The organism is Polaribacter gangjinensis (genome assembly GCF_038024125.1).
GTDB lineage: Bacteria > Bacteroidota > Bacteroidia > Flavobacteriales > Flavobacteriaceae > Polaribacter > Polaribacter gangjinensis.
The window spans coordinates 2,578,012-2,603,594 of the sequence record NZ_CP150662.1 but is presented as its reverse complement, the minus strand read 5'-3'; the positions used below and the strand labels follow the sequence as shown (position 1 = coordinate 2,603,594).

At 31.5% G+C, this 25,583-nt stretch carries 27 protein-coding genes and 1 tRNA gene; 18 read left to right on the top strand and 10 right to left on the bottom strand.

Annotation, left to right across the window (positions count from 1 at the left end; genetic code table 11):
• Positions 1–7: 7 nt before the first annotated feature.
• A complete protein-coding gene (locus tag WHA43_RS11450; RefSeq protein WP_105047390.1) occupies positions 8–1,963 on the bottom strand; it encodes a YgiQ family radical SAM protein in 1,956 nt (651 codons plus the stop codon).
• Positions 1,964–2,142: 179 nt separating this feature from the next.
• On the opposite strand from WHA43_RS11450, the gene WHA43_RS11445 reads away from it, so the two are divergent.
• From WHA43_RS11445 to WHA43_RS11415, 7 genes are all read left to right on the top strand, one after another.
• Positions 2,143–4,056, top strand: a complete 1,914-nt coding sequence (locus WHA43_RS11445) for a CocE/NonD family hydrolase (protein ID WP_105047171.1) — start codon at positions 2,143–2,145, stop codon at positions 4,054–4,056.
• Positions 4,057–4,065: 9 nt separating this feature from the next.
• Complete coding sequence (locus tag WHA43_RS11440; protein ID WP_105047170.1) at positions 4,066–5,886, top strand: Xaa-Pro dipeptidyl-peptidase; 1,821 nt, start codon at positions 4,066–4,068, stop codon at positions 5,884–5,886.
• A gap of 69 nt (positions 5,887–5,955) precedes the next feature.
• A complete protein-coding gene (locus tag WHA43_RS11435; RefSeq protein ID WP_170039619.1) occupies positions 5,956–6,318 on the top strand; it encodes a DUF4174 domain-containing protein in 363 nt (120 codons plus the stop codon).
• A 5-nt stretch (positions 6,319–6,323) separates the two neighbouring features.
• Complete coding sequence (locus tag WHA43_RS11430) at positions 6,324–7,763, top strand: flavin-containing monooxygenase (protein WP_105047168.1); 1,440 nt, start codon at positions 6,324–6,326, stop codon at positions 7,761–7,763.
• 18 nt (positions 7,764–7,781) lie between these two features.
• The gene (locus WHA43_RS11425) at positions 7,782–7,949 is read left to right on the top strand and encodes a DUF5522 domain-containing protein (RefSeq protein WP_170039616.1); all 168 of its coding nucleotides are present in this window, start codon (positions 7,782–7,784) and stop codon (positions 7,947–7,949) included.
• A gap of 115 nt (positions 7,950–8,064) precedes the next feature.
• A complete protein-coding gene (locus WHA43_RS11420) occupies positions 8,065–9,687 on the top strand; it encodes a family 16 glycosylhydrolase (protein ID WP_105047167.1) in 1,623 nt (540 codons plus the stop codon).
• A 97-nt stretch (positions 9,688–9,784) separates the two neighbouring features.
• Positions 9,785–9,973 (top strand): hypothetical protein, encoded by a 189-nt coding sequence (locus WHA43_RS11415; RefSeq protein WP_105047166.1) that lies wholly within the window; start codon positions 9,785–9,787, stop codon positions 9,971–9,973.
• 18 nt (positions 9,974–9,991) lie between these two features.
• On the opposite strand, the gene pyrF is transcribed toward WHA43_RS11415, so the two are convergent.
• On the bottom strand, positions 9,992–10,804 hold the full coding sequence (gene pyrF, locus WHA43_RS11410; protein ID WP_105047165.1) for an orotidine-5'-phosphate decarboxylase: 813 nt from the start codon (positions 10,802–10,804) through the stop codon (positions 9,992–9,994).
• A gap of 108 nt (positions 10,805–10,912) precedes the next feature.
• Between pyrF and WHA43_RS11405 the strand changes: the two genes are divergently transcribed.
• From WHA43_RS11405 to WHA43_RS11385, 5 genes are all read left to right on the top strand, one after another.
• Positions 10,913–11,404 (top strand): TlpA family protein disulfide reductase, encoded by a 492-nt coding sequence (locus WHA43_RS11405; protein WP_105047164.1) that lies wholly within the window; start codon positions 10,913–10,915, stop codon positions 11,402–11,404.
• Positions 11,405–11,491: 87 nt separating this feature from the next.
• Positions 11,492–12,250 carry a triose-phosphate isomerase gene (gene tpiA, locus WHA43_RS11400; protein WP_105047163.1) on the top strand — a complete coding sequence of 253 codons (759 nt, stop codon included), beginning with the start codon at positions 11,492–11,494 and terminating at the stop codon, positions 12,248–12,250.
• Between the two features lie 80 nt (positions 12,251–12,330).
• Positions 12,331–13,167: a 50S ribosomal protein L11 methyltransferase gene (prmA, locus tag WHA43_RS11395; RefSeq protein WP_105047162.1), complete on the top strand. Its 837-nt coding sequence runs from the start codon at positions 12,331–12,333 to the stop codon at positions 13,165–13,167.
• A 20-nt stretch (positions 13,168–13,187) separates the two neighbouring features.
• Positions 13,188–13,463 carry an ATP-dependent Clp protease adaptor ClpS gene (locus WHA43_RS11390; RefSeq protein WP_105047161.1) on the top strand — a complete coding sequence of 92 codons (276 nt, stop codon included), beginning with the start codon at positions 13,188–13,190 and terminating at the stop codon, positions 13,461–13,463.
• A gap of 6 nt (positions 13,464–13,469) precedes the next feature.
• Positions 13,470–13,745, top strand: a complete 276-nt coding sequence (locus WHA43_RS11385; protein ID WP_105047160.1) for a hypothetical protein — start codon at positions 13,470–13,472, stop codon at positions 13,743–13,745.
• Positions 13,746–13,785: 40 nt separating this feature from the next.
• On the opposite strand, the gene WHA43_RS11380 is transcribed toward WHA43_RS11385, so the two are convergent.
• Positions 13,786–13,859: transfer RNA gene (locus tag WHA43_RS11380), tRNA-Arg, on the bottom strand.
• Positions 13,860–13,910: 51 nt separating this feature from the next.
• On the bottom strand, positions 13,911–14,147 hold the full coding sequence (locus WHA43_RS11375) for a DUF2007 domain-containing protein (protein WP_105047159.1): 237 nt from the start codon (positions 14,145–14,147) through the stop codon (positions 13,911–13,913).
• A 411-nt stretch (positions 14,148–14,558) separates the two neighbouring features.
• Here WHA43_RS11375 and WHA43_RS11370 point away from each other — a divergent pair, with 411 nt between their 5' ends.
• Positions 14,559–15,491, top strand: coding sequence for a sodium:calcium antiporter (locus tag WHA43_RS11370; protein ID WP_105047157.1), 933 nt, complete (start codon positions 14,559–14,561; stop codon positions 15,489–15,491).
• Between the two features lie 9 nt (positions 15,492–15,500).
• On the top strand, positions 15,501–16,112 hold the full coding sequence (locus WHA43_RS11365; protein ID WP_105047156.1) for a DUF1684 domain-containing protein: 612 nt from the start codon (positions 15,501–15,503) through the stop codon (positions 16,110–16,112).
• On the opposite strand, the gene WHA43_RS11360 is transcribed toward WHA43_RS11365, so the two are convergent.
• Genes WHA43_RS11360 through WHA43_RS11350 form a run of 3 tightly spaced genes read right to left on the bottom strand, consistent with a single transcriptional unit; the run spans position 16,109 to position 18,369 of the window.
• Positions 16,109–16,810, bottom strand: coding sequence for a crotonase/enoyl-CoA hydratase family protein (locus WHA43_RS11360; RefSeq protein ID WP_105047155.1), 702 nt, complete (start codon positions 16,808–16,810; stop codon positions 16,109–16,111). The two genes, WHA43_RS11365 and WHA43_RS11360, sit on opposite strands and share 4 nt — an antisense overlap.
• A 49-nt stretch (positions 16,811–16,859) precedes the next feature.
• Positions 16,860–17,825, bottom strand: a complete 966-nt coding sequence (locus WHA43_RS11355) for a BT_3928 family protein (protein ID WP_105047154.1) — start codon at positions 17,823–17,825, stop codon at positions 16,860–16,862.
• 7 nt (positions 17,826–17,832) lie between these two features.
• The gene (locus WHA43_RS11350; RefSeq protein WP_105047153.1) at positions 17,833–18,369 is read right to left on the bottom strand and encodes a DUF1599 domain-containing protein; all 537 of its coding nucleotides are present in this window, start codon (positions 18,367–18,369) and stop codon (positions 17,833–17,835) included.
• A gap of 83 nt (positions 18,370–18,452) precedes the next feature.
• Between WHA43_RS11350 and WHA43_RS11345 the strand changes: the two genes are divergently transcribed.
• The 3 genes from WHA43_RS11345 to cdaA are packed head-to-tail and all read left to right on the top strand — an operon-like array spanning position 18,453 to position 20,704.
• A complete protein-coding gene (locus WHA43_RS11345) occupies positions 18,453–19,034 on the top strand; it encodes a TIGR00730 family Rossman fold protein (protein WP_105047152.1) in 582 nt (193 codons plus the stop codon).
• 1 nt (position 19,035) lies between these two features.
• Positions 19,036–19,869, top strand: a complete 834-nt coding sequence (gene folP, locus WHA43_RS11340) for a dihydropteroate synthase (RefSeq protein ID WP_105047151.1) — start codon at positions 19,036–19,038, stop codon at positions 19,867–19,869.
• A 58-nt stretch (positions 19,870–19,927) separates the two neighbouring features.
• Entirely contained in the window at positions 19,928–20,704 is a 777-nt protein-coding gene (gene cdaA / locus WHA43_RS11335) for a diadenylate cyclase CdaA (RefSeq protein ID WP_105047150.1), read from the top strand.
• Between the two features lie 7 nt (positions 20,705–20,711).
• Here the strand turns inward: cdaA and WHA43_RS11330 are convergent, their stop codons facing one another.
• Together WHA43_RS11330 and truA are read right to left on the bottom strand one after the other, a co-directional pair.
• Positions 20,712–22,478, bottom strand: a complete 1,767-nt coding sequence (locus WHA43_RS11330) for an ABC transporter ATP-binding protein (protein ID WP_105047149.1) — start codon at positions 22,476–22,478, stop codon at positions 20,712–20,714.
• Between the two features lie 3 nt (positions 22,479–22,481).
• Positions 22,482–23,207, bottom strand: coding sequence for a tRNA pseudouridine(38-40) synthase TruA (gene truA / locus WHA43_RS11325; protein WP_105047148.1), 726 nt, complete (start codon positions 23,205–23,207; stop codon positions 22,482–22,484).
• Between the two features lie 63 nt (positions 23,208–23,270).
• Here truA and WHA43_RS11320 point away from each other — a divergent pair, with 63 nt between their 5' ends.
• A complete protein-coding gene (locus WHA43_RS11320) occupies positions 23,271–23,768 on the top strand; it encodes a metallophosphoesterase family protein (RefSeq protein ID WP_105047389.1) in 498 nt (165 codons plus the stop codon).
• Here the strand turns inward: WHA43_RS11320 and WHA43_RS11315 are convergent.
• A complete protein-coding gene (locus tag WHA43_RS11315) occupies positions 23,743–25,557 on the bottom strand; it encodes a tetratricopeptide repeat-containing sensor histidine kinase (RefSeq protein WP_105047147.1) in 1,815 nt (604 codons plus the stop codon). The two genes, WHA43_RS11320 and WHA43_RS11315, sit on opposite strands and share 26 nt — an antisense overlap.
• Between the last annotated feature and the right edge of the window lie 26 nt (positions 25,558–25,583).

The window sequence follows — 25,583 nt, the reverse complement described above, 5'->3', positions numbered from 1 at the left end:
GAAAAGATTACTTTTTCTTACCCGAAAAGCGTTTTACTTTCTTACGTTTGTTGAAAGGAATCGCATCATCAAAAGTGTGTTGCGCAGTTTTATGAGTCGTTTTGTTCTTTTTCCAAGAGTTGTTTTCAGGTAATAACACTTGTAATAAATCGTTTCTGCCTACTTTTTGAAGTGTATTGCGAATCCAATCTTTGTTTTCTTTTTTGTACCAAAAAAAGAATTTGTGTTGGTCTTCTTTTTCCTTTTTGGTTCTTGGAGTAGGCACTTCTTTTAGCGTATATGGATGATAACCAGAGTAATAAATTACAGTAGCTACAGTCATTGGAGTTGGCGTAAAACCTTGCACTTGCTCCAATTGAAAGCCCATATTCTTGGTTTCAGCAGCCAAATTTGCCATGTCTTCCAATTCACTTGCAGGGTGACTGGAAATAAAATACGGAATCAATTGCAAGTTCAATTTATTCTTGATGTTGATGCGATCAAAACGTTCTTTAAACTTATGAAAATACGTAAATGAGGGTTTACGCATCAATTTCAACACATTATCAGAAGTATGCTCTGGCGCAACTTTCAATCGACCAGAAACGTGTTTGGTCATCACCTCTTCTGTATAAGCATCCAATTCTTTTGGATCGGCATTTTTATTGAATTCTGGCACTAACATGTCATGACGAATGCCACTACCAATAAACGATTTTTTTACTTTTGGATGTTTGTCCACTGCTTGATACAACTCCGTTAAAGGTTTGTGTGAAGTATCTAAATTAGAACAAATTACAGGCGAAATACAAGAAGGAGCCACACATTTGTCGCAAATTTCTTGCACTTTTCCTTTCATTTTGTACATGTTGGCTGAGGGTCCTCCAATATCAGAAAGATAGCCTTTAAAGTCAGGCATATTTGCCACTTTATCAACTTCTCTTAAAATAGATTCCTGACTTCTGCTGGCAATAAATTTTCCTTGATGTGCAGAAATGGTACAAAAACTACATCCGCCAAAACATCCTCTGTGAATATTGATAGAGAATTTAATCATTTCATACGCAGGAATTGGTCCGCGTTTGTCATATTTTGGATGTGGCAAACGTGTGTAAGGCAAATCAAAAGAGCCATCAATTTCTGCTTCTGTCATTGTTGGAAAAGGCGGATTGATCATCAGCATTTTATTGCCAACTTTCTGAAAAATACGTCTCGCTTTCAGCTTGTTTGATTCTTGCTCAACCACTTTAAAATTAGAAGCGTAGGCTTTTTTATCTTTTAAACAAACTTCGTGCGAACTGATTTCTACATCTTCCCAATCATTTACCACCGGAATTTTTTCTTCCTTTGGATTGATTAAAAGTGCTGTTTGTTTGATGTTTTTTAAACTCGAAAAAGGAACGCCTTTTTGCAACAACGTAACAATTTCACGTAAAGGCTGCTCTCCCATTCCATACACCAACATATCTGCTTTTGAGGTTTCTAAAATGGTTGGCATCAACTTGTCTGACCAATAATCATAATGCGTTACACGTCTCAAAGAAGCTTCAATACCACCAATTAAAATAGGCACCTCAGGAAATTTTTCTTTTAAAATATTGCAATACACTGTAGTTGCATAATCGGGTCTAAAACCAATATCGCCATTAGGAGTGTATGCATCTTTGTCACGTCGTTTTTTGCTTGCGGTATAATTGCTAACCATCGGATCCATACAGCCACCAGTTGCTGCGAAAAACAAACGCGGTTTGCCTAGTTTTTCAAAATCTTGCAAATTGTCATTCACATTGGGTTGTGGTACTATGGCTACTCGCAAACCATAACTTTCTAAAATACGTCCAATTACAGCAGGTCCAAAAGAAGGATGATCAACATAAGCATCTCCACTGAATAAAATTACGTCCAATTCATCCCAACCTCGAAGCTTTACTTCTTTGTTGGTTGTTGGTAACCAGTCTGTTAATTGTAGTTTTTTTGTATTCATAATTGGTTGCAAAAATAAAGCAAATTTAAGAACATCCACATTCCTTGCATCGATTTTTCTGATGAGAGTAAAAAATCATCCCATGTAGAAAAAATGATGCAATTGAAATTAACATAACATTTCTTCAAAAACTCTTTTTTGTTTTGTAGTTTTATGAGCTACAAAATCAAACTACACTCATGAAAAAATATTTTTTAATTTCCATTATCGGAATTTCACTTTTATTTTCTTGCACAAAAAGCGCTGAAAAAACTCCTGAAAAAGACACTTTTGTTGCTGATAATTATATCAAAACTGAGGTTGATATTGTGATGAGAGATGGTATCAAACTGCATACCACCATTTATTCACCAAAAGACAAAAGCAAAACATATCCCATTTTGATGCAAAGAACTCCCTACAGTTCAGCACCTTATGGCGAAGGAAAATTAAAAACCAAAATTGGACCCAATGAGCATTTGATGAAAGATGGGTATATTATTGTATATCAAGATGTTCGTGGACGTTGGATGAGTGAAGGAGTATATGACAACATGCGTGCGTATTTACCCAATAAAAAAGCGAATGAATCAGATGAAGTTTCAGATACGTATGACACTATTGATTGGTTGGTAAAAAATGTAGAAAACAACAATGGAAATGTGGGTACATGGGGAATTTCTTATCCTGGACATTATGCGACAATATCAGCCATTGATGCACATCCTGCGTTAAAAGCAGCATCACCACAAGCCTGTATTGGCGATTTTTTCTTTGATGATTTTCATCACAATGGGGCATTTTTATTGAGTTATTTTAGAGCGATTTCGTTATTTGGCACCTATAAAGACACGCCAACTGACACAGCTTGGTATTCAACACCTGATTTAAAAACCCAAGATCAATATCAATTTTTCTTAGACAAAGGACCTTTAAAAAACCTAAACGAATATTTTCAATATGAAAAATTGGATGTAAGTTCAGCAACTGCAAAAGATAAAATCGATGATTTTTTCTGGAAAGAAATTGTAGAGCATCCAAACTACGATTCCGTTTGGCAAAGCAAAGGCATCATTCAGCATTTAAACAAAGTTCCATCATCAGTAGCAACCATGATTGTAGGTGGTTGGTTTGATGCCGAAGATTTATACGGTCCTTTAGAAACCTACAAAGCCATTGAAAAATATGGCAAAAACAATTACAATACACTAGTTTTTGGTCCTTGGGATCATGGAGGATGGGCAAGAAATTCAGTAAAAAATGCTGTCGGAAATTACTATTTTGGAGACTCTATTTCTTTGAAATTTCAGAAAGAAATCGAAACCCGATTTTTTCATCATTTCTTAAAAGGAAAAGGAGATAAAAATTCAGGGTTGCCTGAAGCCTACGTGTATGATTCTGGTAAAAAAGAATGGAAATCGTATGATGTTTGGCCACCTAAAAATGTAGTGAAAGAAAATTGGTTTTTATCTGACAATCAAGAATTGACAGCTACCCAAAAAGAAACAAAAGGCATTTCATTTATCAGCGACATCAAACGTCCTGTTCCTTATTCTGAAGACATCAAAACGGTCTTTACACCTAGAAAATACATGACAGATGATCAACGTTTTGCCGCAAGAAGGCCTGATGTGTTGGTTTTTGAAACCGATGTTTTAACCCAAGATTTTACGTTGGCTGGAGATATTTTAGCAAAGCTAAACGTTGCCACTACAGGAACTGCCGCAGATTGGATTGTAAAAGTAATTGATGTACATCCTGCAGATGCTGAAGAAAATAACGACAAAATGCAGGATCACTTAAAAATGAGCAACTACCATTTGATGGTTCGTAGTGAAGTGATGAGAGGTCGTTTTAGAAATAGTTTTGAGTTTCCTGAGCCTTTCATTCCAAACAAAAAAACGGCTGTAAACATCAAATTGCAAGATGTTTTCCACACGTTTAAAAAAGGACACAAAGTGCAAATTCAAGTTCAAAGTACTTGGTTTCCATTGATCGATTTGAATCCGCAAACCTATGTAGATAATATTTACAAAGCCGAAGAAAAAGATTTCAAAACCCAAACGCATACTGTTTTTACAGATTCATCTATAGAATTTTCAGTTTTAAAATAACACCACCAAATGAAAAATAATATTCAATTACTCGTTTTATTTCTTCTTACTTTTTCAGTAAAAGCACAAGAAAAAGCAACACCCATTTTTAAAGATGGTGAAGCGCAAATTGTAGCAGCTTTTAACACTCCTGAAAAATGGATTCGTCATGATTTGTGGGTAGAAACCACTTTTGATTCTGATGGTGATGGAAAATTAGACAGAATGCATGTAGACGTAACAAGACCTTTTCAAACAGAAACAGAAGGTTTGAAATTGCCTGTAGTATATGAATCAAGTCCGTATTATGCTGGAACTGCAGGAGATGCTCCTGGATTATTTTGGGAAGTGAAGCACGAATTGGGTGCAAAACCAAAACCACGAACGCATGTAGAAGTGCAAAGAAGAGGTGAACGTCCAATCATTTCAAATTCGCAGGTTAAAACTTGGGTCCCAAGAGGGTATATTGTGGTACACTCTTCTTCGCCAGGAACAGGTTTGTCTGATGGCGCTCCAACTGTGGGTGGCAAAAACGAATCTTTAGCTCCCAAAGCTGTGATTGATTGGCTAAATGGACGTGCAAAAGGATTTACATCAAGAGAAGGAACTGAAGAAGTAACCGCTTTTTGGTCAACAGGAAAAGTAGGAATGACAGGTACTTCTTATAACGGAACAATTCCGTTAGCAGCTGCAACTACTGGCGTTGAAGGTTTAGAAGCAATTATTCCTGTTGCTCCAAATACTTCCTATTATCATTATTATCGTTCCAATGGTTTGGTGCGTTCTCCTGGAGGATATTTAGGCGAAGATATTGATGTGTTGTACGATTTTATTCACAGTGGAAAAGAAGAAAACAGAGCAAAAAACAACAAAGTAATTCGAGATACTGAAATGGCAAATGGAATGGATAGAATTACAGGAGATTACAATGATTTTTGGGCTGGTCGTGATTATTTGAATCAAATGCAACCTATGAAAGCAGCTTTATTGATGTCTCATGGTTTTAATGATTGGAATGTAATGCCAGAGCACAGCTATAGAATCTATAAAAAAGCCTCTGAAATGGGCTTGCCAACTCAGATTTTTTATCACCAAAATGGTCATGGAGGTCCACCTCCAATTTCGATGATGAATCGTTGGTTTACACGTTATTTACATGGCATAGAAAATGGTGTTGAAAACGATCCAAAAGCCTGGATTGTAAGAGAAAATGACAAAATGGACAATCCAACTTCTTATAAAAATTATCCAAATCCGGATGCAGAAAATTTGACTTTTTATCTTGGAAAAGGAGCTCCAAAAGTAGGAAGTTTATCTATCAATAATTCCAATGATAAAAGCAAAGAAACGTTGGTGGACAATTATTCATTTTCAGCAGAATCATTAGCAAAAGCGGATGAAACCAATCATCGTTTGTTGTATGTGAGTCCCATTTTAAAAGAAGACCTACACATTTCAGGTTTGGCATCAATTACTGTAAAAGCAGCAAGTTCAAAAGCTGCTGTAAATTTATCTGTGTATTTGGTTTCATTACCTTGGAATGAAGGAAGAGGCTCAAAAATTACGGATAATATCATCACTCGTGGTTGGGCAGATTTGCAGAATTATCAATCAATTTCTAAAAGTCAACCCTTAAAAGTTGGTAAATTTTATGAAATGACTTTTGACTTTCAGCCTGATGATCAAATCATTAAAAAAGGACAACAAATTGGTTTGCTAATTTTTTCAAGCGATAGCGAATACACTTTATTGCCAAAACCAGGTACTGAATTGACAATTGATTTGTCTGGAACAATTTTAAAAATTCCAGTTGTTGGTGGAGAAAATGCTTTTAAAAAAGCAACAGAATAATCAAAATTATTGATGCGACTTTTATTTTTCATTGTATTAGTTTGTAATCAAGTTTTATTCGGTCAAACTATGGAAAATCATCTCTGGAAAAACAGGGTTTTATTGATATTTACTGAGGATAAAAATAGTGCTGATTATCAGCAACAAATATCTTTACTAGAAAAAGAAAACAATGAATTGAAAGATCGAAAATTGGTCGTTTACAGTTTTACAAAAACTGATTTTCTCTTTAATTTTGAAAGCACTTGGAGAAATTCGAGCGAACTTTTTACCAAATTCAATCCTAAAAAAGCCAATTTTAAAATTTGGTTAATTGGTTTGGATGGCGGAATCAAATTGGCGCAAACAACGAATTTATCAACAGAAAAATTGTTTGCTATTATTGATGGAATGCCTATGAGAAAAAGAGAAATGTCAACAAAAAATAACTGACTACAATGAATTACGATATCATTATTATTGGTGCAGGATTATCTGGAATTGGAGCTGCTTGTCATTTACATCGCAAAAATCCCACAAAGACATACAAAATTTTAGAAGCTAGAGAAGAAATTGGTGGCACTTGGAGCTTGTTTAAATACCCTGGAATTCGTTCAGATTCAGATATGTACACATTTGGTTACTCTTTTAAAACTTGGAATGATGACAAATCATTTGCTGATGCTCCATCCATTTTAAGCTATTTAAACGAAGCATCTAAAGAATATAAGGTCAAAGAACATATTGAATTCAATCAAAAAGTAATTTCCTATAATTTTGATACTACCAAGCAATTATGGACGGTTACAACAATTCATCCAACCACAAAAAGCGAACAGTATTTTACTGCTCAATTTATTTTCAATTGCAGTGGATATTACAATTATGACAACGGATATACACCTGATTTTAAAGGATTAGCCGATTTTAAAGGAGCTTTTTTTCATCCACAAAAATGGGATCAAAGTATTGATTATACCAATAAAAAAGTTGTTGTTATTGGTAGTGGAGCTACTGCTGTAACAATTGTACCCGCAATTGCGAATGCTGTTGAAAAAGTAACCATGTTGCAACGTTCGCCAACCTATATTGCAGCTTTACCTAATAAAGATAAAATTGCAAAAACCATAAAAAAAATATTCCCCAAAAAGATTGCGCACATGTTTGTAAGGGCAAAAAATATTTTGGCTGACATGATTTTTTACAATCTCTGCCGAAAATATCCTGAAACCATGAAAAAGTTTATCTTAAAAGGTATCAAAAAACAATTGGGAGATTTTCCTGTAGACACTCATTTTTCTCCTAATTATAATCCTTGGAATAAGCGTTTTTGTTTGGTGCCTGATGGTGATTTTTTCAAAGCCATCAAAAAAGGAAAAGCTTTTGTTGAAACCGATACTATCGATACTTTTGTAGAAAACGGCATCCAATTAAGTTCTGGTAAAACCTTAGAAGCAGATATTGTTATCAGTGCCACAGGTTTGCAATTATTGCCTTTTGGAGGCGCAAAAATCAAAATTGATTCAGTTGATTTTGACATTACACAACAATTTGTTTACAAAGGTTTGATGCTTAGTGAGCTACCTAATTTTTTCATTTTTGCAGGATACACCAATGCTTCATGGACGTTGAAAAGCGATTTGACAAGCGAATATATTTCGAGAGTGTTGAAGTATATGGATAAAAATAATTTTAAAAGTTTTAAAGCCTCTATAATTGAAGATTCTTTAGGCGAATTGCCATTGATCAACTTAGATTCTGGATATATTCACAGAGCAAAAAATATATTACCAAAGCAAGGAACCCAATTTCCTTGGCGTTTGTATCAAAATTATATACTAGATTATAAAGTGTTGCGCATAAATTCAATCAAAGACAAGCGTTTGCAATTTCGATAAATCATCTATTTTTGCAACATGTTTAGACCCAGAATTGAATTAGAAGATGATGACTTTTATCTAAATGATGAAGGTTTTAAAGTTTTTACAGAAAAATACCACCTAAAAAGAGGCTATTGTTGCAAAAGCGGCTGTAAACATTGCCCTTTTGGATATGATAAAAAAACAGACTCTTTTATAAAATGAGTGTATTACTTTCAAAAAAGAACGTTAAAACATTGGTTTGTTTGGGTAAAGTATAGGTTGCTTTCTTAAGTTTTACTTATTAAACCTTTATATTTGAAAAATTAAAATTCAAATTATGCAAAAAATCATTACTACTTTTCTTCTAGTTTTTTCAATTTCTTTATTTTCACAGGAAAAAGTGGAAGATGATTTTGAGGGAAATGGCACCATTTCATCTTGGGATGCAGATGCCACCACAATCAATGCTTCATTTGCAAATCCTTTTAAAACAGGAATCAATACTTCAAATACCGTTTTAAGATATCAAGATAATGGAGGACAGTATGCCAATGTGAAATTTGATGTTCCTAAAAATTTCGATTTATCAGAAAAACACACTTTTTCTCTTAAAATTTATGTGCCTTCAAGTGGCATCACAGGAAATCAAACCAATCAAATTTCATTAAAATTACAGAATAATAAAATTAATGCTCCTTGGTCAACACAATCAGAGATTATCAAAACAATTTCTTTGAATACTTGGCAAACAGTAACGTTTGATTTTAAAAATGACACCTATATAAATCTAGATTCAAATTCTCCAATTCCAACTAATAGAACCGATTTCAACAGAGTTTTATTACAAGTAAATGGTGAAAATAACACAGATCAAGTAATTGCTTTTATTGATGATTTTTTATACGATGGTACACTTCCAGAAAGCAATAACAATAACACCGACATTAACTTTGACACCTTAGTTTGGTCTGATGAATTTGATGGAAATGGGGCAATTGATGCAGCAAAATGGCATCATCAAGTAATACCTATTATTGGAGGAACTACTTGGGCAAATGGAGAAATTCAACATTACACAGACAGAACAGATAATTCTTACCAAAGCAATGGGACATTAAAAATTGTAGCTAAAAGAGAAAATTACACATTTAATAATGTTACCAAGAATTTTACATCGGCAAGACTCAACTCTAAATATGCTTTTACCTATGGTAAAGTTGAAATTAGAGCCAAAATGCCTTTTGGAGTTGGTACTTTTCCAGCTCTTTGGATGTTAGGCCAAAATATTACTGAAACAGGAGGTTATTTTGCAGCAACTCATGGAACAACTCCTTGGCCAGATTGTGGAGAAATTGACATTATAGAACATTGGGGAGATAATCAAAACTTTGTACAAAGCGCTTTACACAATAGATCAAGTTTTGGAGGAACAATCAATAAAGGGGGTAGAATGATTGCAAATGCGTCTACTGAGTTTCATACATATACCCTTTATTGGGATGCTAATAAAATGGTTTTTAGTGTAGATGACATTGTACATTACACCTATGAACCTTCGCCTAAAAATATTCAAAATTGGCCTTATGATGCTCCACAATATTTGCTTTTTAATGTTGCAATGTTACCAAATGTAACCAGTTCATTTACTGAAAGTGCTATGGAAATTGATTATGTAAGAGTGTATCAAACAGCTAGTTTAGGAATTAATGACAATACTCTTAAAGATAAAAACATTAAGATTTTTCCAAATCCAGTTCATAACCAATTAGAAATACAATTTGCGAATCTTACTGACGCTTATCAAGGTGCTATTTATGATTTAACTGGAAAAAAAGTACATTCTTTTAATCAACAAGCTTCAAAAAATAGTATTGATGTATCTTTTTTAAAAGATGGATTTTATGTACTTAATATTCAATCTGGCAGTTTTTCTAAGAACTTTAAAATCATAAAGAACTAAACAAAAAACTATCTTTTTGATTTTGAATAATTTATTTGAAATAAATCGTAAAACATAAAATATTTTATGTATATTTAGAGACTAATATATACTCAAAATGTCTCATTTACGTCAATTAAAAAGCTACAAAAAACATCTCCAAGAAAGATATGTAAAACTTTTAGAAATGTCATGTAGCTACAGTTTTGAAGATGAGAGTAAAAGTGATTTGGCAGCTTTTAAAGCAATGAAATTAAAAGAAAAATTAAATCAAGTAAATTATCTAGATAGAGAACTTAGTTTATAATATTTTTTGCCAAAATCCCTAACTCAATATTTTTTCCATTGCTAACTGTAATCTTATAGCTTGTTCTTGTGCCTTTTCAGCAAAATCTTTTCCTGAAGAAGCATAGATGATTTCGCGTGAAGAATTGATTAGCAATCCAATTTGTGAATTCAAACCAAATTCACAAACATCTTCTAATTTGCCACCTTGAGCCCCAACTCCTGGAACCAATAAAAATGAGTTTGGAACTATTTTTCTGATTTCTTTGAAATAATCAGCTTTTGTTGCACCAACAACATACATTAGGTTTTCTGAATTTTTCCAAGTTTTTGAAGTTTCTAAAACCTGTTTATACAATTCATTTTTATCAATTTTCTTTGTTTGAAAATCAAAAGCACCCTCATTAGAGGTAAGTGCTAACAAAATAGTATGTTTGTCTGGAAATGCTAAAAATGGTTCCACAGAATCTTTCCCCATATAAGGTGCAACTGTCACAGAATCAAACCCTAAATCTTCAAAAAAAGCTTTTGCATACATGCTTGATGTATTTCCTATATCACCACGTTTTGCGTCAGCAATGGTGTAAAATTCAGGATAAAACTCGTTCAAATAATCTATTGTTTTTTTTAGAGATTGCCATCCTTTAATTCCATAAGCTTCATAAAAAGCCGTATTGGGTTTATAAGCCACACACAAATGATGCGTTGCATCAATAATGCTTTTGTTAAATTCGAAAATTGGATCATCAAAAGTTAATAAATGTGATGGAATTTTATGCAAATCAACATCCAAACCAATGCATAAAAATGATTTTTTTTGGCGTATTTGAATTTCAAGCTCTTTTGTCGTCATTGATTATAGTTAAGCACTGCAAAAGTACTTATTTTGTATTTTATTTGCACTCAATGATGTAAGTAATCCTATTTAAAAAAGACAAAAACATTCAAATCATCACAAAAAATGAAAAAATACAGCATAATATTACTACTTTTTTTAACAAGTTGCTCCTTTGAAACTCCCACAAAATTTTCTGAAAAAGCACTAAACGAAAATTTGATTAGCATCCAAAATGAAACTGTTTTATTCAAAGAAATCATCGAAAAATATCAAGGAAAAAAGGTGCTTATCAATGTTTGGGCTTCTTGGTGTGCTGATTGTATTAAAGGGTTACCTGAATTGAAAAAGATTCAAAAATCATATCCATCAGTGATATTTTTAAACATTTCTGTAGATGAAAACTCATTGGGTTGGAGAAAAGGAATTGAACGTTTTCAAATTTTAGGTGAACATTATAACCTACCCAAAGGAATGAAAAATGGAGATTTGGTCGATTTTTTAAATTTACGTTGGATTCCTAGATACATTATTGTAGATGAAAAAGGAAGTATTTCACTTTTTAAAGCCACAAAAATTACTGATGAACGCATTTTAGCGACAATAAAAACGAATTAATACATCGTTTTAGTAAGTATTTTAAAATCTACAACCGATGTTGGCATCAATTTTATAACTTTACATATCATTTCAAATAGTATAATTATGAGAAAAAAAATAGTCGCTGGAAATTGGAAAATGAATAATGGCGTTAAAGAAACGAGCCAGCTTATCCGAAAAGTAAAAAAATCGATTGCTGATTTAGAGTTAAATAATGCGAGAGTTATTGTTGCTCCATCGTTTGTAAATCTAGTTGGAGCAATCAAAAGTGCCAAAGATTCAAAAATTGAAGTGGCTGCGCAAAATATGCATCAAGCAAAAAATGGTGCTTTTACAGGAGAAATATCCGCAGAAATGTTGCAATCAATTGGTGTAAAAACAGTAATTCTTGGTCATTCTGAAAGAAGACAATATTTTGGTGAAGATGATGAATTAATCGCTAGAAAAATTGATGCTGCATTGGCAAACGATTTAGAAGTAATATTTTGTTTTGGTGAATTATTGGAGCAAAGAAAATTAGACAACCACTTGTTAGAAGTAGGAAGCCAATTAAAAAACACTTTGTTTCACTTAAAGGCTGCTGATTTTAAAAATATCATTTTAGCTTATGAACCTGTTTGGGCAATTGGAACAGGTGAAACTGCGACTCCAGATCAAGCGCAAGAAATGCATGCTTTTGTTAGAAATGTATTGGCTAAAAAGTTTGGTCAAGAAACAGCTGATTCTGTTTCCATTTTATACGGAGGAAGTGTAAAAGCATCAAATGCCGAAGAAATTTTTTCAAAACCAGATGTCGATGGTGGTTTAATTGGAGGTGCATCTTTGGTTGCTGAAGATTTTGTAGCCATTATCGAAGCAATTTAAAGTCAAGTTTTTGTAAAACTTCCTCTAAAATACAATAAATTTGCGTCAAGATTTTAATTAGAAATCTTGACGCTTTTTTTATGGATAATATTTATATTGAATACGATTTTAAAATTTCACCAAAAGAACCTGCAACCGAAATTTTAGTTGCCGAATTAGGAGAAGTAGGTTTCGAAAGTTTTGTTGAAAATGAAACAGGAATGCTTGCCTACATTCAAAAAAACGATTGGTTTGAAACTATTTTGGATGATATTTTTATTCTAAATTCTGATGAATTCGAAATTGAATATGATTTTCATGAAGTAGCACAAACCAACTGGAATGAAGAATGGGAAAAGAATTTTGAACCCATTCAAGTTGATGATTTGGTAAGTATTCGAGCGCCATTTCATGAAAATCCAAACTTACAATATCAAATTATCATCGAACCAAAAATGAGTTTTGGTACTGGTCATCACGAAACTACACACATGATGATTCAGCATTTATTAGAGCTCGATTTAAAGAATAAAAAAGTGTTAGACATGGGTTGTGGCACTGGAATTTTAGCCATTTTTGCTGAAATAAAAGGTGCAAAACCTATTGATGCAATAGATATTGACGAATGGTGTTATACCAATTCTATCGAAAATGTTGAGCGCAATAATTGCAATCATATTACTGTTTATCAAGGAGATGCATCACTTTTAACTAACCAAAAATATGATGTGATAATTGCCAATATCAATAGAAATATTTTGTTAGCGGACATGAAAATATATACAAATTGTTTAGAAAAAGACGGAATTTTGTTGTTAAGTGGGTTTTATGAAGAAGATTTACCAATCATTGATGAAGAAGCTTCTAAAAATCAACTAAAATTACAGAAAACAAAAACTAAAAATCAATGGCTTTCAGCACATTATAAAAAACAATAATTTTTATTTATTTTTATTGCATGGGAACTAAAGAAAAAATTCAAGATGAAGTTGACGTTTTAGAGCAAGAAACGCATCAACATGAAATTGTGTTACACAATGACGATGTGAACACTTTTGAGTTTGTAATTGAATCGCTTATAAATGTTTGTGAACATACGTTAGAACAAGCTGAACAATGCACCTATTTAGTCCATTATAAAGGAAAATGCACCGTAAAATCTGGTGAATTGAAAGATTTAGAACCAAGATGTTCAAAACTATTGCAACTTGGCCTATCAGCAGAGTTGATATAAAAAAGAATGGAAAACATATTCAAATACTACCAATTTTCAGATTTCTTTAAAGATACATCTGGAACATTTTCCTCGAATGAAATTAGTTTTACAGAATTAAACGAAACTCATTTTCTCATTTTCGAAAAAACAGCAACAACCTACAATCTTTATGTTGCCAGATTTAAAAACAAAAAAGAAATTGGAAAAATTGCTCCAGAAATTATAGAAGTTTTGGTAACTAATTATGACAAGAGCATTCCTGAGCACAGAATGGCATTAAAACAATATTTTGCTGAATAAAAAGTATAAAAAAAACTCATCTAATAAGATGAGTTTTTTGTGACCTCGACAGGATTCAAACCTGTAACCTTCTGAGCCGTAATCAGATGCGCTATTCAGTTGCGCCACGAGGCCTTAAAGCGGGTGCAAATATACTGCCTATTTTTTAAAATAGAAAATCTATTTTTAACTTTCTGAGTTTAATGTCAACTTATACGTTTCTAAAATTTTTTGTGCTTCTGCTAATTGTGAAGATTGCACATGAATTTCAACAGCATTCATAAATTCGCCAAAACCTGCTAAACGTGCTGATTCAAATCGATCTTTGATAATATATCTGATTCCTTGTTCTTCTAAAAGAGTTGTTAACCCATTTATAATGATGGTAGAGCTAGTAAAAAGTTTTTGATATTCATTTTTCATAAGTAACGATTTTTTAGCATAAAAATTAACATGAAATGATATGTTGATCTATTTATACATCTTTAGACATTCATCCATAAAGATACACAATTCTAAATTAATCTAGAGCTTTCATAGTGACATAAGCTCTCCATCCAATGATTATTAATTGCAATTTTGTAGCTTTGGTAATATCCAACCTTTTTTTTGTGTATGATGGCAATATCAATTTATTGACTTTTGCCAAAATTTTAAAGCATTTTTTCTCCATTATTGTATCGAAAGATAGCCAAAGTTACTAAAAATAGACTTTAAATTTGATTTTTATTTTATTCAATAAAACTCTTAAATAAATGACAAAATTCATCTAAATCATACCTCTTCATTTCTAAATCGAATAAGGAACGTGTATCTTCGTGAAAAATTAAAAACATGAATTTTTTATTAGTAATTGTTGGATTAATTTTATTGGTTTTAGGAGGAAATTGGTTGTTAAAATCGGCTGTAGCACTCTCATTAAAACTCAATATTTCTAAAATAGTGATAGGAATGACAGTGGTTTCATTTGCGACCTCAGCTCCTGAGCTAATTGTTAGTATAAATGCCGCAATGAATGGAGCCTCTGATTTGGCATTAGGAAATGTAGTTGGATCTAACATAGCAAATATTTCTTTGATTCTCGGAGTTACCTTACTTTTTGGCTCTATGGAAGTTCAAAAAAGTTTTTATAAAACAGATTGGCCTGTGATGATGATTGCATCAATAATTCTGTTTTACTTTTTATCTAACGATCAAATCATTACAAGATACGAAGGTGTTATTTTTGTGTCAATTTTAATCGCATTTTTAATTTTTCTTCTACGATTTCAAAACACAACAATCTCAGATGAAATCCCAAATGATGTAGAAACTTTACCTTTTTATAAAATTGTTTTTTTTCTAACTTTGGGTGCAGTTGGTCTTTGGGGAGGTTCAGAATTTTTAATTTCTGGAGCAACTTCATTAGCAAAAGATTTTGGAGTTAGTGATCGTGTTATTGGGGTTACTGTTGTTTCAATTGGCACGAGTATTCCCGAATTAGCAGCTTCAATCATTGCAATTATTAAAAAAGAAAAAGCGATTTCTCTTGGTAATTTAGTTGGTTCTAATATTTTTAATATCCTTGGTGTACTTGGAATTACAGCTATAATTACTCCTATTACAGTCATAGATCAAAAGTTTTTAACCAATGATATTCTTTGGATGTTAGCCACTTCTTTGCTCATTTTACCTCTTGTTTTTTTACCGAAAATATGGAAATTGAATTGGATTGATGGCGTTGTTTTGTTATTTATTTACTCAGGATTTGTATATTGGACGCTATAAATTCATCACATGAAAAACTTATTATTTATAGCTATTTTATCATTTCTTTCGTGCAATTCTCAAGGAAAAAGATCCTTGGTTGGCGATACTGAATATCAGCAAAAACTTAACTCAAGTTTTAAAGATGCCTCAACTTCTCCTTTAAAACCATCTGATTTAAAAAAATTTAAAGGACTTGATTTTTTTCCAGTTGATTCATCTTATGTTGTGAAAGCAACACTTGTAAAAACCAAAAATGCACCCGTTTTTGAAATGGCAACAACCACTGATAGAAAACCCTTATACAAAGAATTTGGAATCTTATTTTTCAAATTAAAAGGTGTAGATTGTCAATTAACCATTTATCAAAGTCAAGACGATTTGAGAGATGAAAAATATAAAAATTACTTGTTTTTGCCTTTTACAGATGATACTTCAGGCAATGAATCTTATGGAGGAGGACGTTATATGGATGTAATGACTACTGATATTGCTAATGATAATACCCTAATTTTGAATTTTAACAATACTTACAATCCATATTGTGCTTACAATGAAAAGTATTCTTGTCCTTTAACTCCCAGAAAAAATCACTTGAATTTAGAAATTAAAGCAGGGATTAAAAAGTTTAAAAAAGACTAAGGATTGATGGATATTTCTTCATTCAAATCCAATTCAATAGCGTTTTTTAAGTTTTCTAAATGCAGCTTTCTTACTCTTAATTTTGTAGCAGCATGTGCAATTGGATTAAGTTTTGCAAACATTTTAGCAGTTGCAACTGCAGTTGCAATCAACTCACTTTCAGGCACAATTACATCTAAAAAACCAGCAGAAATTGCTTCTTTCGGATTGTAAATCTCTGCATTATTGACACTTCTATTCAAAAAAACTTCAGACATTCGCGCTTTGGCAATCGCAATTCCTGCATGATGCATGGTAATTCCAATTTGCACTTCGTTCAAACCAATTTTAAAATCACCTTCCACACCAATTCTATAATCAGCTGAAAGTAATAAAAAAGCTCCTTTTGCGATGGCATGACCATTACAAGCCACAATGATTGGCTGTGGAAAAGACAACATTCTGAGTGATAATTTAGAACCCTTTGTTACTAATTCTTTGGCAGATGCTGGAGATTTTGTCATCACTTTCAAATCAAATCCTGCAGAAAATATTCCAGAAATTCCAGTTAAAATAACTACTAAACTGTTTTTCTCAGCTTCGTCTAAATAAAAATTGATTCCCTCAATAACCTCATGAGAAATGGCATTTGCTTTTCCGTTATTGATACCAATAATTGCATAATTTTCTGCGGAATGATAGCTTACAAAATCGTTCATTTACTTTACTTGTTTTTGATTTTTAAGAATTTCTGTTTAGAAATCTGATTTACTCAAACTTTAAATCTTCAATATCTCTCCAATTTCTTTTATCTACTACAGTTCCTTCGTTTAAAATTACGATACCAGGATTTGATCTGATGATCGTTTTTAAAGTTGTTTCATCACAAAATAAAAAATCAAAAGGCAAGTCAAACTTTTTGATGGTCATTTGTAAAATATCAGAAAAAGAGGCTGAAGCTCCATATACTTTATAGCCTTTTTTAATGGCTTTGTCTGCCATTTTTTTGATGTCGGGAAACGCTTCAAAATCGGCTTTATCCAAATTATAGGCAATTACAAGCACTACTTTTTTCATTTTTAAAATCTCAGGAGCTAAATCATTCTGAGAATCTTCTAACATAAAATCGTGCACTTTTGGCAAACTTCCATCTTCTGGATATTCCATTCCTTTTGGAATGTTTTTTCCAATGGCATAAGGTCTAAAATCGATAATTGGCAAATGTGCTAACACATAATAGGTGATAAAACTTGAAATAATCAATGACCAAAAAACAACTTTTCCAGGAAAATATTTTGATTTTAAAGGTGTAATTAATTTGGTTTTGTAGCTTAAAAAGAAAATCAAAACTGTTAAAACAACATCTTTGTAAAATGTTTGCCAAGGTGTTAATTTGATAGCGTCTCCAAAACATCCACAATCTGTAACTTTATCAAAATAAGCAGAATAGCCTGTCAAGAAAAAAAAGAAAATGACCATTATCAACAAACTTCTAACGGTAAATTTTGGTTTCCATCCTACCAAAAGTGCTACACCTAAAAGGATTTCTGCAATGATTAGAAAAATGGCAAATGGCAAAGCATACGGAATTAAAAACGGTATATTCAATACACTTTCTGAAAAGTATTCTTCGAATTTATATTGAGAGCCTATTGGATCTACCAATTTTACAAATCCTGAGAAAATAAATAAAACTCCAACTATAAATCTAGTAATATGAACAAGTATTTTCATCTAAAATTTAGTTATTAAGGTGAATTAACGCAAAAACTGAATAATTTATCATGTCTTGATAATTGGCATCAATTCCTTCAGAAACCAAGGTTTTTCCTTGATTATCCTCTATTTGTTTAACACGTAATATTTTTTGCAAAATTAAATCTGTCAAACTAGAAACACGCATATCACGCCAAGCTTCGCCATAATCATGATTTTTATTCAACATCAATTCTTTAGTGATTTTTAAGTGCTTATCATACAAAGCTGTTGCTTCTTCAACCGATAAATCAGGGTTTTCAGAAACGCCTAAATCCAACTGAATCAATGCCATTAAAGAATAATTGATGATGCCAATAAACTCAGGTATTTCTCCTTCATCTACTTTTCTAACCGAATTTTCTTGTAATTGACGAATTCTTTGGGCTTTGATAAAAATTTGATCTGTCAACGAAGGCAAACGCAAAATACGCCATGCACTTCCATAATCAGCCATTTTTTTGATGAATAAACTTCGGCAATCTTCAATGACTGCATCATATTGTTTTGAGGTATCTTGCATTTTAAAATTGAAAGTAATTGCGTAAAAATAGTAAATCTTAAAACCTTTTCATTTATTTTTACCCTAAATTTATTTTTTATTTTATGAAACGATTGGTTGTTTTTTGTGGCTCGAGTTTAGGATTTAATGAAATCTATAAAAATGCTGCCATAGAGCTTGGAAATTATTTTGTAAAAGAAAATATCGAATTGGTTTATGGAGGTGGAAAAATAGGAATGATGGGAATTTTATCTGACACAATTTTAGAAAAAAACGGAAAAGTAATTGGCGTAATTCCAAAATTATTAGAAAAAGAAGAAGTCGTTCATACAGGTGTTGAGGAAATGATTGTGTGCAAAAAAATGAGCGAACGAAAAGTAATTATGAGCAAATTGGTTGATGGATATTTGACACTTCCTGGAGGTTTTGGAACTCTTGATGAACTCTTTGAAGCACTGACTTTAAACCAATTACAAGTTGAACAAAAACCTGTTGGATTGCTAAATGTGAATGGTTTTTTTGATGCCTTATTACTACAAATTGACACAATGATCAAAGAAGGATATATTAAACCTGAAAACAAAAATTTATTGTTAATTGACACAACTGTAGAGGGTTTAATGCAACAAATGCATCAATACAAAGCGCCTAAAAAAGGAACTGTTATTCAAAAAATAGTAAAATAAAATGACCATAAACTGCAAAGGAAAATTAATAGATGTTGCTGAACCAAAAGTGATGGGAATTTTAAACATCACACCAGACTCATTTTTTGATGGTGGAAAATACAAAAACGAAGCTGACATTCTTTTTCAAACCGAAAAAATGCTGAATGAAGGTGCCACATTTATTGATGTTGGTGCATATTCATCAAGACCTGGAGCTGCTCACATTTCTGAAAAAGAAGAGTTGAATAGAATACTTCCTGTAATTGATTTATTGGTAAAAAATTTTCCTGAAATCATCATTTCTGTGGATACTTTTCGAAGTGAAATTGCCAGAAAAACAATTGAAAATGGTGCAGCTATCATCAATGATATTTCTGGAGGAAAAATGGATGAAAACATGTTTCAAACAGTGGCTGATTTGCAAGTTCCTTATATTTTAATGCATATGTTAGGAACACCTCAAAACATGCAACAAAACCCTGTTTATGAAGATGTTACAAAAGAAATTATTCACTTTTTTTCTGAACAAATTTTTAAATTACATCAACTAAGAGTGAATGATATTATCATTGATATGGGTTTTGGTTTTGGAAAAACAGTTGCTCATAATTACGAAATTCTTAAAAATTTAGCCCTTTTTAAAAATTTAGATGCTCCAATCTTAGTAGGAGTTTCAAGAAAATCGATGTTGTATAAACCATTGGAAATTTCTGCAAATGAAGCGCTTAATGCAACCACAGTTGCCAACACAATTGCTCTTTTAAATGGTGCATCTATTTTACGAGTTCATGATGTAAAAGAAGCTGTAGAGGCTATCAAAATTGTAAATCAACTGAAAGCAAATGAATGTTAATAGGAGATTGAAAGTCAAGAAAAATATCCCTATTTTTACCTCAAATCAAAATAGCTAAATGTTAGAATTTATTCCTTTTTCATTTTTAGATCTGTTGGATATATTGCTTGTTGCAATGTTGTTGTACTACATTTATAAATTACTAAAAGGAACTGTTGCTATCAATATTTTTATAGGAATTGCGCTGATTTTTATCATTTGGAAAATTACACAAGCCTTAAAAATGGAAATGCTTAGTAGTATTTTAGGTTACTTGCTTTCAGGTGGAGCAATTGCTTTGATGATCGTTTTTCAACAAGAAATTCGAAAATTTTTATTGATGATTGGAACAACAAATTTCTCTAACAAACGAAGTTTTTTAAAACAATTAAAGTTTTTACAATCTGAAATTAGTCCAGAAATTGATACTGAAAGCATTTTAAAAGCTTGTACCAACTTATCAAAAACCAAAACTGGTGCTTTGATTGTAATTGAAAGAACCAATAGTTTAGACTTTTTAATCAATACTGGTGATGCCATTAACGCACTTATTAACAATGTGATTTTAGAAAGTATTTTCTTTAAAAACAGTCCATTGCATGATGGTGCTACAATTATTAGAGATAATTATATTGTAGCTACTAGAGTCGTTTTGCCAATTTCTGACAGTTCTAAAATTCCTTCTCGTTTTGGATTAAGACACAGAGCTGCACTCGGAATTAGTGAAAAAACAGATGCAGTTTGCTTACTTGTTTCAGAAGAAACCGGAGAAATATCCTACATTAAAGATGGTGAGTTTGTACTTTATACCACTCCAGAGGAATTGAATGAAAAACTAAAAAAGGATTTAATTTAAGTTCGTTTTAAGAAACTTGTTCCAAGCTAAATTGCTTATCATATAAGTTTTTATAATAGCCATTTTCTTTTTCAAGTAGTTCATAATGAGTTCCTTCTTCAACAACCAATCCTTTATCCATGACCAAAATTTTATCTGCTTGTTTGATAGTTGCTAATCTGTGAGCGATTACAATAGAAGTTCTACCCTTAGTAATTTTTTCAGTAGCAAACTGAATCATTTGCTCAGAATTTGCATCCACAGAAGAAGTTGCTTCATCTAAAATTAAAATACTTGGTTTGCTTACATAGGCTCTTAAAAATGCAATTAGTTGGCGTTGTCCAGAAGACAACATTGCGCCTCTTTCTTTTACATTATAATGGTAACCTCCTGGTAATGTGTTTATAAAATCATGAATCCCAATCTGCTTTGCGGCATTTTCAACATCTTGCAAACTGATATTTTCATCTTTTAAAGTGATGTTATTCAAAATAGAATCTGAAAATAAAAAGACATCTTGCAGTACAATGGCAATTTGATTTCGCAAACTCTCTAAGGTATAATTCTCTACAGAAACACCATCAACAAAAATAGTTCCTGAATCAATTTCATAAAATCGATTGATAAGGTTTATAATGGTAGATTTTCCTGCACCTGTTGCACCAACAATGGCAATGGTTTGTCCACTTTTTACATCAAAAGAAACGCCTTTTAACACTTCTTCTCCTTGTACATAACTAAATCTTACGTTATCAAAAATGATATTTCCTTTTAAATTCGCAGCTTCCAAAGTGCCATTTTTTGCAATGCTGCTATGAGTGTCAATGACTTTAAAAACACGTTCGCCAGCAACAATACCCATTTGCAATTGGTTGAATTTATCAGCAATTTGTCGTAAAGGCCTAAACAACATTTGGGCAAATTGAATAAAACCCATAATCATTCCAACTGAAATTCCTGAATTTTGAATAGCTTGTCCACCACCAAACCAAACAATCAAACCTATACCTATTGAGGATAAAATTTCGGCTATTGGAAAAAACACTGAATAATACCAAATCGTTTTGATATTCGCGACTTTATGTTTGTCATTAATTTCTTTAAAGTTTTGATATTCAATATGTTCTCTATTGAAAAGCTGCACAATTTTCATTCCTGTAACACGCTCTTGTACAAATCCATTTAAATTAGCCACTTGATTTCTTACTTCCTGAAAAGTTGCTTTAATAGCTACTTGAAAAACCTTGGTTGCATAGACCAAAATTGGTAAAACAGACATTGTAATTAAGGCTAATTTCCAATCTAAAAAAAGCATTATTCCTGCAACAGCAAGCATTTTAAGAACATCACTTAAAATTGTAAATACTCCATTACTAAAAAAGGCAGCAATTGTTTCGATATCTGATACGACTCTTGTTACTAATTTACCAACAGAATTGGTATCAAAATAAGACATCTTAAATTTTAAAATATGCCTAAAAATATGAGCTCTCATATCTCTTATGATATGTTGGCCCACCCAATTTGCATAATAAATAAATACAAATTGCAGAAAAACTTCTGCAAATAAAATTCCCAACATCAATAAAGAATAGTTTAACAAACCAACTTTATCTTTGGAAATCATATATTTATCAACAGTGTCAATTAAAATATAGGGAGTTAAAATGGAAAAAAGCGCCAATAATATGGTTGATGATGATGCAATAAAAAAGTACAAGCGATAACGTTTTGCAAAACTCATGAGTCTTGAAAAAATTTGCATATCGAAAGCTTTTCCTGAATTCTCTGACAAAATTTAATATTTTATGTTGGTTAAAAATAATCCTTTTGCGGGTACTGATAACCCAGCATTGCTGCGATTTTTACTTTCAATGATTTTTCGAAAATCATCAATTGAAATTTTATCTAAGCCAACATCTATTAAAGTTCCTACAATGGCTCTTACCATATTTCTTAAAAACCGATTTGCTGAAATTGTAAATGTTAATTCGTTACCATTTTGTACCCAAAATGCTTCAAAAATATTACAATTAAAGGTATGAACATTGGTTTTCACTTTCGAAAAACATTGAAAATCTTCATACTCCATCAATAATTTTGCAGCTTCATTCATTTTAGTTAGATTGGGTTTTAATGAATGAATTTGCCAAGAAAAATCCAATAAAAATGGATTTCTTCCTAACCAAATTTTATATTGATATGTTCTGCTTACCGCATCAAAACGGGCGTGTTTTTGGTCATCAACCAAAAAAACTTGATAAACTGCAATATCATCAGGCAAAATAGAGTTTAGCTTAAAAACAATATCCTCTGCAATTTCATTTTCAACATCAAAATGTGCATACATTTGCGAAGCATGCACGCCAGTATCTGTTCTTCCTGCTCCAACAACTTCGATTTTTTTACGAAAAATAGTGCTTATTGCATCATTTAATTTTTCTTGAACAGAAATCGCCTCAGGTTGAATTTGCCAACCATGATATTTTTTCCCATTGTACGAAAACTCTATAAAATATCTCAAGAAAGTTTGTTTTTAGAGGGTTCAAAATTACGGAATTTATTTTGTTATTCTTATTTTTGGATTGTGAAGAAAATCTTATTATTATCGGATACGCACAGTTTTATTGATGCTCAAATTATAAAATTTGTGAATCAGGCAGATGAAGTTTGGCATGCAGGAGACATTGGAGATTTATCAGTTACAGACCAACTGAGAGCAATTAAACCTTTACGAGCTGTTTACGGAAATATTGACGACGCCAATGCAAGATTAACATTTCCTTTGGATGAGAAATTTACTCTCGAAAATGTTTCAGTTTGGATGACTCATATTGGCGGATATCCGAACAAATACAGTATTAGAGTAAAAGATGAAATTCAGAAAAATCCACCTAAAATTTTTATTTCTGGACATTCGCATATTTTAAAAGTGCAGTTTGATCATAAACTGAATTTACTACACTTAAATCCCGGAGCTGCAGGGAAACACGGTTTTCATAAGATACGAACTATGTTGCGTTTTGAATTGAATGATGGAGATATTAAAAACTTAGAAGTTATAGAACTCGCTCAGCGTTTGTAATCACTTCTCTTTCTTGTATTGGCAACTCAATACTAACTTTAGTTCCATTTCCTTTTTTAGAATCAATACGAAAATGTCCCTGCATCATTTGAACCCTAGCTTCAATTTGATTGATGCCAATTCCGTTTTTCATAGCTATTTTTGATTTATCAAAACCAATTCCATCATCAGTAATTATCAAATAAATTTTATTATCTTTTTCGGATAATTGTATCAAAGCATTATTAGCCTGACTATGTTTGATAATATTATTAACAAATTCTTGAATAATATTATACGTTTTTATTTCAAAACTTTGATGATATCTTCTTAATTTGTTAAAGTCGGTATCAATTTGCAATTCAGAGTTGGTATATTTCTCTGCCATTTCTTTAATGGCGTATTTCAATCCAAATTTCAATAACACAGAAGAAATTAAAGTATGGGATAAATTCCTGATTTTTTCAGCTGCCTCATTAATAATTTGTTGTGTTTTTTCTATTTCTATAAGAGTTTCTCCATTGAATTGTTTTCTAGTTGCTTGTAAATGCAAACTTGCAGATGATAATAAAGCACTCACGTTATCATGCAAAGTTTCTGCAATGTCTTTTCGCTCTGTTTCTTTTCCGTCAATTGCGGCATTTAAAATTCGAACTTGAGATTCTGATTTTATTTTTTCTATTTTTTGTTCTTGTAAAAGTTCGGTTCTAGAAAGTTTGAGTTTCAAGTTTTTTTGGCGCATCATTGAAAACCCAATGATAAAAATGAATATAAAAATTGTAGCAACTCCAATTGTTATAACATTTCTTGTTTTTTCTTTTTCTTTTAAAAGCTTTACTTCTTGATTCTTTTGAAGTAATTTTTCTCTAGTATCAAAGTCATATTTAAAACCCAATTCTTCTATGATGCGTCGTATTTCTTTGTCACGTAATTTATCTTTTATCAAATAAGATTTTTCTTGATATTGATATGCTTCATAGTCTTTTAATTTGTACAAATTATAGGCTAAATTGAAATACAAATTATCTTTAATTCTTAGCGCTGTTTCAGTCGTATCGTTTTCAATTAAATCCAATGCTTTTTTATAATTCTTTTTAGCTTCATTAAATTTATTTTGATCTAGATAAATACTTGCTAAATTGCCTAATGAAGAAGCTTGATATATTGCATTATTATTCTTTTCATGGATTTTAAGGGCTTTAATTGCATATTCTTTAGCTAGATCGTACAAAGAATCTTGTCTGTAAATTCCTGATAAATTAGAGTAGGCTTTTGCTTGAGTAGAGAGAGTTTTAAAATCTAGAGAATTTGTTTGAATTACTAAACCATAATATTTTTTTGCAGAATCTTTTTCACTATTTCTCAAAAATTGATTCGCAATTTTAAGATAAACAAATTCTATTTCAGAACCTTCATTTATATTTTTTATTTCAGAATAAACACTATTTGTTTTCTTTAATTTAATTGCCTTTTGATAGTGTAAAATTGATTTTGAATGATTGTTAATGTTGTTATAAATATCTCCAATAATTAAATTTACTTCATACAAATAATCAATATATTTTGAATCTTGAATATTTGAAGAATATTCAGAAATAAAATTTAAACTATTTTTCAAAGCAACTTCAAAATTTTTGTTTTTAAAATTTTCTAAAATTTTAGCATATTTTGAAGAAATTGAAGTTGAATCTTGTTCATAAAAAAAAGAAACCTTACTATGTAAGGTTTCCTCTATTGGGGGATTTATTGCATTAACTAGATAAGCACTTAAAAAAAATGCAATTGCAAATAAAAAACTATTCTTTTTCAATTATTTGTACGAATTAATTCTTTTTT